Annotated in this window: 6 protein-coding genes and 1 pseudogene; 4 read left to right on the top strand and 3 right to left on the bottom strand. The window is 65.8% G+C overall.

Annotated elements, in window-relative coordinates; all coding sequences use genetic code 11:
- Window positions 1–142, top strand: a pseudogene (locus tag VLF18_RS20760) (IS5/IS1182 family transposase); the annotation flags it as partial.
- Window positions 143–853: 711 nt separating this feature from the next.
- On the opposite strand, the gene VLF18_RS20765 reads toward VLF18_RS20760, so the two are convergent.
- From VLF18_RS20765 to VLF18_RS20775, 3 genes are all read right to left on the bottom strand, one after another.
- Complete coding sequence (locus VLF18_RS20765; RefSeq protein ID WP_325281540.1) at window positions 854–1,324, bottom strand: hypothetical protein; 471 nt, start codon at window positions 1,322–1,324, stop codon at window positions 854–856.
- A gap of 131 nt (window positions 1,325–1,455) precedes the next feature.
- A complete protein-coding gene (locus VLF18_RS20770; RefSeq protein ID WP_325281541.1) occupies window positions 1,456–2,862 on the bottom strand; it encodes a hypothetical protein in 1,407 nt (468 codons plus the stop codon).
- Window positions 2,863–2,930: 68 nt separating this feature from the next.
- Window positions 2,931–4,403 (bottom strand): hypothetical protein, encoded by a 1,473-nt coding sequence (locus tag VLF18_RS20775; RefSeq protein WP_325281542.1) that lies wholly within the window; start codon window positions 4,401–4,403, stop codon window positions 2,931–2,933.
- Window positions 4,404–4,794: 391 nt separating this feature from the next.
- Between VLF18_RS20775 and VLF18_RS20780 the strand changes: the two genes are divergently transcribed.
- The 3 genes from VLF18_RS20780 to VLF18_RS20790 form a co-directional block, all read left to right on the top strand.
- Window positions 4,795–7,653, top strand: coding sequence for a GGDEF domain-containing protein (locus VLF18_RS20780; protein WP_325281543.1), 2,859 nt, complete (start codon window positions 4,795–4,797; stop codon window positions 7,651–7,653).
- Window positions 7,654–7,760: 107 nt separating this feature from the next.
- Window positions 7,761–8,168, top strand: a complete 408-nt coding sequence (locus tag VLF18_RS20785) for a hypothetical protein (RefSeq protein WP_325281544.1) — start codon at window positions 7,761–7,763, stop codon at window positions 8,166–8,168.
- A gap of 200 nt (window positions 8,169–8,368) precedes the next feature.
- Window positions 8,369–9,010, top strand: a 642-nt coding sequence (locus VLF18_RS20790) for a L,D-transpeptidase family protein (RefSeq protein ID WP_325281545.1), incomplete at its 3' end; no start/stop codon positions are given.

The following is a 9,010-nucleotide window of genomic DNA, read 5'->3' on the forward strand; positions in this document are numbered from 1 at the left end:
GTTCGGCTATGTGAAGGTGCGATTCAAGGGGCTTGCGAAGAACACGGCTCAGATCCTGACGCTGTTCGCGCTATCGAATCTGTGGATGGCTCGAAAGCGATTGCTGGCGATGACAGGTGAGTTGCGTCTGAAGGCCGCGTAGAGCGGTAGAAAAGGCTGCTATTTGCAGCCTTTGCAACGCCGAAAACTCTTTCAGGTCGGAAATTCTTGTTCCGAAAGCGGCGAAGCTGCCTTTTGGAAGAGTGTAACGGTGGCTTGTTCAGACCATCCCTAGCTCCGAATTATCAGTGCGAAATGAGTTGGCATATCTGGCCAGGGCTCATCTGCGCTGAATCCGGGAGAGCGAAGTCGATTTGCCATCACAAACGGATCACAATTCAATTGTAATTAGGTTCAAATTTAGCTGCTGATACTGCATCGAGCTGGTCAACTACCGAGCCAATGCTATGGTGAATGCAGGTAAACGACCGTCGCCAGGTTTGACCAGAAGCTCTTCGCCGGAAGCTCAGTCGGCTGACCGTTGATCGCAGCCCGCCCAATTGTGTCATTGGCAGGTCCGAAGCGTGAGTACTCGATAGTGAGTCCACATTCGCAGGTCCACGTAGCGCGACCGTCGAGCTGATTCCGACGGTAAGCCATTGCTCGATCCCGTCCGCAATCAAGATGGACGATTTTGGGGTCTGGCCCCATTGGCGCGGTGTCGTCGTAGGGATATACAGTGAGATTCACAGCGCTCATTTGAGCCTCCCATTTTGCCGGAATGGAAATGGGGTCGGGTTCACGTGCGTGGTGTGGCGAGTGAAGCTGCCCCGATTTTCCCTCGATTTACGGATTGAATTTCACGTTGGCTTCGTCAGCCCAAGCCAACTAGCTTCAAAACAATGGCGACGCTAGTGCTTACTACCACACCAGCTCCGAACAGCATGTAGTCCCGCTTTGCACTGCGCTTCTCACCAGAACCAACGATTTTCGCGAAATGCTCAGCTACTGGCAACGGTACGTTCTGAAGTGTCGCGACTCGCTCCTTCAGCTCCACTTCTCTACCTTCGAGCTTGGAAAGTCTCGTTGCAAGTTTCAGCACGGCTTGCTCTTTCTCTTGAGCGACTTGCGAAAGCTCGGCGAGCACGGTGTCGACTTGCTCAGAGGCGTCCGTGAGACTTACGGTCAGTTCGGCGAGGCGTTCGGAATAGCTTTTCTCAGGCTCGGCATCTTTCTTGCGAGTTAGGATATTGAAGATCTTCCGAATGGGATCTGTCGACGCGATTCCACCGACCGTCATGCTGAGTAGGGCTCCGATCAGCGTAATGACAAGCTCAATCCCCATAGAATCTCCTCTCACCTATATTTAGCCGCGCAATAGTGCAGGTTGACGTAGGCTTTGGAGCGGGCGGAAAACGAAAAAGGTTCACCTACGCGGTTCTGCTCGTAAGTGAACCCATTCTAGATCGCTCGTCCCTACTTACTCGCCTTACACCCCACCGGCTGCCCATACTGCTTGAACTGCCCATACTGCTCGAACGCGACCTGCAGCTGCAGCGAGGTGTCCATGCTGAGCAGGTCCGGGTACTGGCCGCCGGTGTAGGCCATCGGGAATTGGTTGTTGCTGAAGTACTGCGCGTTGTCGACGGAGTTCACTTCGCACTGGCCGTTGAAGCCGAAGATCGGCGGCGTGGTGGTCTTGGTGGCGGCGAAGCCGACCGGGGGCGCGAAGCCGCCGCCGTGGCAGGAAAGGCAGGATGACAGTTTGTTGTCGACCGGGCCGGCCAGGCGTTCGTTGCAGCCGAAGTGTTGCGGCGTGCCGATGCCTTTATTGAGCACGCTTTCGTGCGCGGGGATGCTGCCGGACTGCGCGACTGCCGGGAACGTCCACGGGTCGCTGCCCCATTGCAGGCCGACGGGTTCGAGTTTGTCCCAGGCGGTCTTGCCTTGTTTGTTGCCGTTCCAGGCGAACGTGCCGAACACCCAGCGGGTGGGCGAGCGGGAATCGACGACGGCGACGTCGAGCTGGATCAGGCGGACTTCCTGCACCTTGCGGTTGCACAGGAACATGTCGCCTTTTTGTTCGTGGCGGTCGGTCTGCCACGCGGGCGAATCTTTGAGGTACGACACGTCGGCGGGCGTGGCGGTCGTGAACAGCAGTTTCGCGACGACGGTGCCTTCGGGGAAGGGCAGGCCGGCCGGCGCGGCGACGCCGCCGTAGTTGCCGGTGACCGGTACGCCGTTGCGGCCGATGGTGCGGCCGATCGAATACGCGCCCCAGCGGTTGTAGACGCCGAAGGCCCAGGTTTCGAAGAACTTGTTCGATTCCTGGCCGTTGGCGAGCAGCAGCTTGCTGATGCCGCGGTCGATCTCGACGTCTTCGCCGAAATCGCTGAGTGTCGCGGTGCGTTCGTTGGTCATGCCGTGCACGTATTCGCGGCCGCGCGTGGGGTCGTAGGCCATCCACGGCACGTGGAACCAGCGGTTGTCGTTGCCGATGGTGGTCTTCCAGCCGATCTCGTTGCGCAGGGCTTCGTCCTGGCCTTTCTTCACGTAGTCGAGCACGCGCTGGATGTAGTCCGACCACGGCGAGCCCCAGGTCGGCGCGGGGCCGCTCAGCGGCAGCGTGAAGTCGACCTTGAGGTCGAGCCAGGTGCATTCGGTCTTGGGGCAGGTGCCCGGGTCTTGCGTCGGGTAGTCGTGCGCGAGCTTGAAGGTCGGGCCTTTCCAGCCCGGTGGTGCGGGCACGACGGCGTTGCGGTAGGCGAGTGCGGCCGAATCCGCGCGCAGCTCGGCGGAGTTCGCGCTGTCCTGCGCGTGGGCGCTCGCGGCGGCAAATGCCGTGAGCAGGGCGACGGAAACGGCGGTGGCGGTCTTTGACATGACGGCTTCCTGTGCGGAGCGGGAACGTAAGGACGCAGGGAACGGCAGACGGCGGTAGCGGACGCGTGTCATCCGGCTTTGTCGGGCGCCTTCTTCGGCCGGTCGGGCGATTTGATCGGGCTGGCGATGGGCTGCGGGCTCCAGGCGCGCAGCGCGAGGATCCAGCTGAAATCGGCACCGGAGCGCTGTGCGCCCTGGTGACAGTTCTGGCAGCTGTCGTACTGGTGGTAGGTCTCCATCGTCACGTTGGAGACCTGGCATTGCGGGAAGGCGAGTCCGCCCTGGGCCGGCGGCGTGCCGTCTTCGCAGCCAAAGTCGTTGTTGAGCGGCGTGGTCGGCGGCACGGACGGCGCGGTGGACCACTGCGTGCCGATGAGCACGTAGTTTTCCCAGACCGTGCCCTTCAGCAATTGCCGGTAGCGCGCGTTGATGTCGGTCGTGGAATTGCCGGCCGGTGTGCTGGGGATGGCCGACAGGCGCGCGACGTTGATCGGTGCCGGATCGTAGTCGTTCGGGCCGGGTACGCGGCTGGCTCCGGGATGATCGGCCGGGTTCGAGCGCGGGATCTTTTGCTTTTTGTACAGTTCCGGATCGAAGTACGACGCCAGCATGTCGGGCGGCGTGGTCGGGTCTTCGCCCAGGTTGTCGACCTGTTCGAACGTCGACCAGACCCACTGCGGGAAGTCCGCGGTCTTGTGCGCAATGTGGAAACCGACCAGGCCGGCCTTCATCGGCTCGCAGTCGCAGGTCGTGCGTCCGCCGCTTTCGGTCTTGCAGGTGCCGGGCTTGGCGGCGAGCGCATCGATGGCGAAGAAGCGCGTCTGGAATTGCGGCGGCACTTTGGCGAGATTGCGCCAGGCGGCCTTGACCTCGATCGAGCCGAGCTGGTCGGCTGAACTGGCCGGGAAGCTGATGCCGGGCTTGCCGCTCGCGGGCCAGTTGCTGCGGTTGTAGTAGCCGTTGCTGCGCACGTAGTCGTATTCGACGCGGTTCACGCGCACTTCGAAGCGCGTGAAGTAGCCGGTCTGGTCGGGCAGCGGGCCGGCGAAGGCTTCGTCGATCTCATCGGCGATGCTGCCGAACTCGCTGGTCATGTCCAGGCGCGGGCGCTTGTCGTCGGCCGGTATGTTGCGGCAGACCGCGTAGCCGTTGGGCTGATCCCAGGCCGGCGGTTCGCTGCCGTTCTGCGGATACAGGTCGAACGCGGTTTTCCAGCGCATCCACCGCGGCGCGAAGCGTGCGTCGTATTTGCCGAATACGCTGGGATTGTTGGGTTCGTATGGCTCGCCGTTGCCTTCGGCGAGCGACGGCCACATCACGGCGATGAAGTTCTGCCAGGCGAAGGTATCGAACATGGGCCGCGTGTCGATCGGAAACGCGGAGAACGGAAACGACGGCACGGTGCGTGGAATGTCGCCGTCGATGGCCGGTTTGAGTTTGGAATAGTCGGGCGTGGTCTGCGCCGAAACCGCGCTCGCGCAAAACGCGAGCAAGAGTACGCCGAACGCGGCGCAGCGCGCCGCATTGCCATCACGTTGCATCGGTTTTCTCCCCTTGTGCCGCGGGCATTGCGCCGCGCAGCGCGTATAACAGTGGACCTTTGGTACTAGGGTGTCAATGCGGAAAATGACGTGATAGGCGGTGGGGCGGAATGCCGCTTCGATGACTGAAATGGCGAGTGGATAGTGAAGAAGAGGAGCGAGAAACGGGTTGCGTGGCGCGGGCTTCTTTTTCGCGCGCACGCGAGTGATCAGCGAAGAGAAACGCAAAGGCAGCGCGCTCCGCGCCGTCACTCGTTTCTGATTCCTCTCCACTCACTTCTCGCCCCGCGTCCCGCCGCTTGATCACCGTTCTTCACGCATCCCGCGTTCTCCCCCCTGCTGGTCCGCGCTACGATGCCCGCGAGCCCGAGGGGGGCGACGGGGGATACGGATGCGACGGGGGCTGATCGGACGCCTATGCGCGATCGCGGTGCTGTGGCTTTGCGCCGCAACGCTGCACGCGGCGACGCCGCTGATGACGCGCTTCACGCCCGATGTCGATATCTATCCGCAGTATTTCGCGGTCGCGCGCAGCGACGACGGGCTGCTCTACGTCGGTGCGAGCGATGCGATCCTGCGTTTCGACGGCGTGCGCTGGGAGTCGATCGCGCTGCCGCGGCCGGGCACGGTGCGCACGCTGGTGCGCGATCGCCGCGGCCGGCTCTGGTACGGCGCGACCGACAGCTTCGGCCGGATCGAGCGCACGCCCGAAGGCGGCGAGCGTCTGATCGACTACGCGGGTGCCTTTGCCGCCGATGTCGGGCCGCAGGGTTTCGTCGACGTCTGGGACATCGTCGAGCACGGCGACAGTCTCTATTTCCGCGCGCTGCGCTGGCTGTTCGAGATCGACGGGGAAGGGCGCCGACGCGGCATCTGGCATGCGCCGGAGCGCTTCGGCGGCATCGTCGGGCATGCGGGCGATCTCGTCGTGAACTGGCGCGGCGAAGGACTGAAGCGGCGCGTCGGCGATCGCTTCGAACTGATTCCGGGCGGCGAGCAGTTCGCGAAAGAGCCGGCGTTCACGCTGCTGTCGCTCGATGCGAAGCGCCTGCTCGTGCACGACCAGACGCCGCGGCTCGCCGTGCTCGAGGACGGCCGGCTGCGCCCGGTGCTCGGCGACGGCGATACGCGCCATTTCAACGACGGCATCCTGCTCGACGCGCGTCACGCGGCTTATGCCGGCGACGACGGTCTGCTGCGCGTCGTCGACGTCGACGCGGGTTCGGTGCGGCAGATCAGCCTCGGCACGACGTTCCAGGGCAATCTCGCGGTCGACGGTGACGGCGCGCTGCTCGTCGTCGACGATGCCGGCGTCGTGCGCCTGCCGTGGCCGGCGGCCTGGAACGTCTACGGCAGCGAGGCCGGCGTGCGCGGCGGCGTTCACGATGTGCAGTACGACGCCGGTCTGCTGCGCGTGCTGACGACGATCGGCGAACTCACCGTTCCCTGGAACGGCGCCGGCACGACGCAGTCGTTCACGGCCGACACGGACTACGAAGGCGAAGCCTGGAGCCGGCTGTCCGACGGCGCGGCCAGCGTGCTCGCCGACAGCTACGGACTGCGGCGCGCCGACGGTTCGCGGCTCGGGCCCGACGATCTCTATCCGCGTCTGCTCGCGCGCTCGCGCTTCGATCCGACGCGTGCGTGGGTCGGCACGGAAAGCGGATTCGCGCTGCTGCGCCGCGCGGCGGATGGCTGGCAGATCGAGACGCCGCACACCGAACTCCAGGCGCGCGTCATGAGCCTCGTCGACACCGCGCCGGATACCGCGTGGCTCGGCAGCGACGACAACGGACTGCTGCGCGTGCGCGTGGCGGCCGATCCGGCGCAGCCGCCGCAGATCGAACGCTTCGACGCGCAGGTCGGTCTCGGCGGACCGGATTCGGCGGTGGTCAGCGAACTCGGCGGTGCGGTGTATGCGAGCACCGAGGCCGGGCTGTTTCGCTGGAACGGCGAGCGGTTTGCGGCCGATGCGCTCGACGGACTCGCCGCGCTGCTGCCGGCGAAGGAGATCGTGCATCTGCGCGAGGGCGTCGGTGGCGTCGCCTGGGCGTATTCCTTCCTCAGCGTCTACCGGCGCGATGCCGCGAAGCGCTGGCAGCGCGTCGATGCGATCGACCGCGGCACCGGCGCGATCGAGTCGCTGACGGCGCTGCCCGACGGCGACGTCGTCGTCGGCAGCGACGGGCGCGTGCTGCATTACGACGCCGCGGCGGCGTCGCCGCGGCAGATCGAACCGATGCTGCGGCTGCAGTCGGTGCAGCTGCTGCGGCGCGACGGCACGAGTCGCGCGCTGCCGCTCGGACGCGAAGCCGCGATCGACTACGGCGCCGGCACGCTGCGGCTTCGTGCGGGGCTCGTCGATCTGTCGTCGTCGACGCCGCCGCAATTCCAGGCGCGCGTGATCGGCCTCGACGAGGGATGGTCGGACTGGAGCACGCGCGCCGAATTCAGCTATGCGCTACTGCCGCCTGGCGCCTACCGTTTCGAGGTGCGCGCGCGTGCCGGCAGCGGACAGGTGTTTCCGGCTCAGGCGCTGGATCTGCGCATCGTGCCGCGCTGGTACCAGCGCGGCAGCCTGCAATTGCTGCTCGCGCTGCTCGGCGTTGCGGTGCTCGCGTTCGTGCTCAGCGTCGGGCTGCGCGCGCGGATCCGCCGGCTCGATGCGCGCAACCGGCAGCTGCAGGCGCTCGTGCGTGCGCATACGGCCGAACTCGAACAGGCCAATACGCAATTGCGCGATCTCGCCGAACGCGACGGCCTGACCGGCGTCGCCAACCGGCGCCGCTTCGATGCGTTTCTCGCCGCCGCGCTGGCCGCCGCGGCGCAGACGCGGCGCCCGGTCGCACTGCTGCTCGCCGATGTCGATCACTTCAAGGCCTACAACGACGCGCACGGCCATCTCGCCGGCGACACCGTGCTGCGCTGCGTCGCCGCGGCACTCGTGCGCGGCGTGCGCGACAACACGCTCGTCGCGCGTTTCGGCGGCGAGGAGTTCTGCCTCGTCGTGCCGCACTGCGATCTCGCCGCGGCCGGCGAACTCGGCCGGCGGCTCTGCGCGTCCGTTTCCGGCACCTGCGGCGTGACGGTGTCGATCGGCGCGGCGGCGACGCTGCCCGAGGACACCGGCGCCGCCGAGCAGTTGCTCGCGCGTGCCGACGCGGCGCTGTATCGCGCGAAGCACGAGGGGCGGAATCGGGTTGCGCTGGCGGAGCAGGGGGAGAAGCAGGAACCCGACGTCAGTAGGTAGGAACCAGAGGTCGGTGCTGTCCGACGCTTTCGGCAAGGCCGTGCCGACGCGCGCTTCCTCCCGTTCCTGTCCGCTAACCTTTGGTTTCTTTTCCTCATGCGCGTGTCATGAAGTCCAGCGGAACCCTGCGTTTCAGTCCCGAGCTGCGCCCCGGCTCGCATCGGCGGCGTGACGGCGGCAGTACGCGCTGGTGGCTGATCCTCGACGGCGATCCCGAACTGGGGCGCTATCTGCGGCATCAGTACCTCATTGCACATCGGCGCGTGCGCAGTCTGCAAAGTCCGCTCTGGGGCACGCACGTCTCCGTGATACGCGGCGAGGAACCGGCCGACCCGTCGCTGTGGGGCGTCGGCGAGGGCGAGCGTGTCGCGTTCGAGTTCGATCCGATGCCCCGCGAAATGCAGGGTTACGTCTGGTATCCGGTGCGCTGCGACGCACTGCTGGACCTGCGCGAACGCCTCGGGTTACGGCGCGAACCGGAACCGCCGCTGCATCTGACCATCGGCAACGGCTGAGTCGATTCCGCATCGACTGCCGTGCCGATACCCGCGCGGCGCGCTCGCGGACAGGAACTCGGGATTGCCGGGCAGGAACCGGAGGAAACGCGGCGCGCTGTCCCTGGTTGCTACCTGCCACTCGCCAGGTTCTGCTTTTCCTCGACCCCGCCCCGACCGCCACGCCGATACACTCGCGTCGCCCTTCCCCGGAACCGGACATGCTGCGTGCCCTCGTCGTGCTGTCGCTCATCGCTGTCGCGGGCATCGCGGCACTCGTTCTTTCGCCGACTACCGGACGCACGCTGTTGAATGCGCTCGACGCCAACGCGGCGACGCGCGCCGGCGATGCCGCGGCGCGCGTGACGCCGGCGCTGCAGCGCGATCTGAAGCCGCTCGGGCTTCAGATCGGCGCGCCGGTGTTCGTGCGCATCTTCAAGCGCGAAGGCGAACTGGAACTGTGGATGGCCGGCCGCGACGGCGGCTACACGCTGTTTCGCACGTATCCGATCTGCCGCTACTCGGGCGACCTCGGCCCGAAGCGGCGCCAGGGCGACAACCAGGCGCCCGAGGGCTTCTACCGCGTCGCGCGCGGGCAGCTGAATCCGGCGAGCCGCTATCACCTCGCGTTCAATCTCGGCTATCCGAACGCCTACGAGCGCGCGCACGGCTATACCGGCGACTTCCTCATGGTGCACGGCAGCTGCGTGTCGATCGGCTGCTACGCGATGGGCGACGCGGCGATCGAGGAGATCTACACCCTCGCCGACGCGGCGCTGCGCGCGGGACAACCCGCCTTCGAGGTACACGCGTTTCCGTTCCGGCTCGATGCCGCCGCGCTCGCCGGCGAGCGCGGCTCGCCG

Origin of the sequence: Tahibacter sp. (assembly GCF_035481375.1) — a bacterium.
Taxonomy (GTDB): domain Bacteria; phylum Pseudomonadota; class Gammaproteobacteria; order Xanthomonadales; family Rhodanobacteraceae; genus Tahibacter.

Excerpts from the sequence above, each read along its gene's own strand:
- VLF18_RS20780 (WP_325281543.1), top strand. The coding sequence starts at position 4,795 with ATGCGACGGGGGCTGATCGGACGCCTATGCGCGATCGCGGTGCTGTGG.
- VLF18_RS20785 (WP_325281544.1), top strand. The coding sequence starts at position 7,761 with ATGAAGTCCAGCGGAACCCTGCGTTTCAGTCCCGAGCTGCGCCCCGGC.
- VLF18_RS20765 (WP_325281540.1), bottom strand. The coding sequence starts at position 1,324 with ATGGGGATTGAGCTTGTCATTACGCTGATCGGAGCCCTACTCAGCATG.
- VLF18_RS20775 (WP_325281542.1), bottom strand. The coding sequence starts at position 4,403 with ATGCAACGTGATGGCAATGCGGCGCGCTGCGCCGCGTTCGGCGTACTC.
- VLF18_RS20770 (WP_325281541.1), bottom strand. The coding sequence starts at position 2,862 with ATGTCAAAGACCGCCACCGCCGTTTCCGTCGCCCTGCTCACGGCATTT.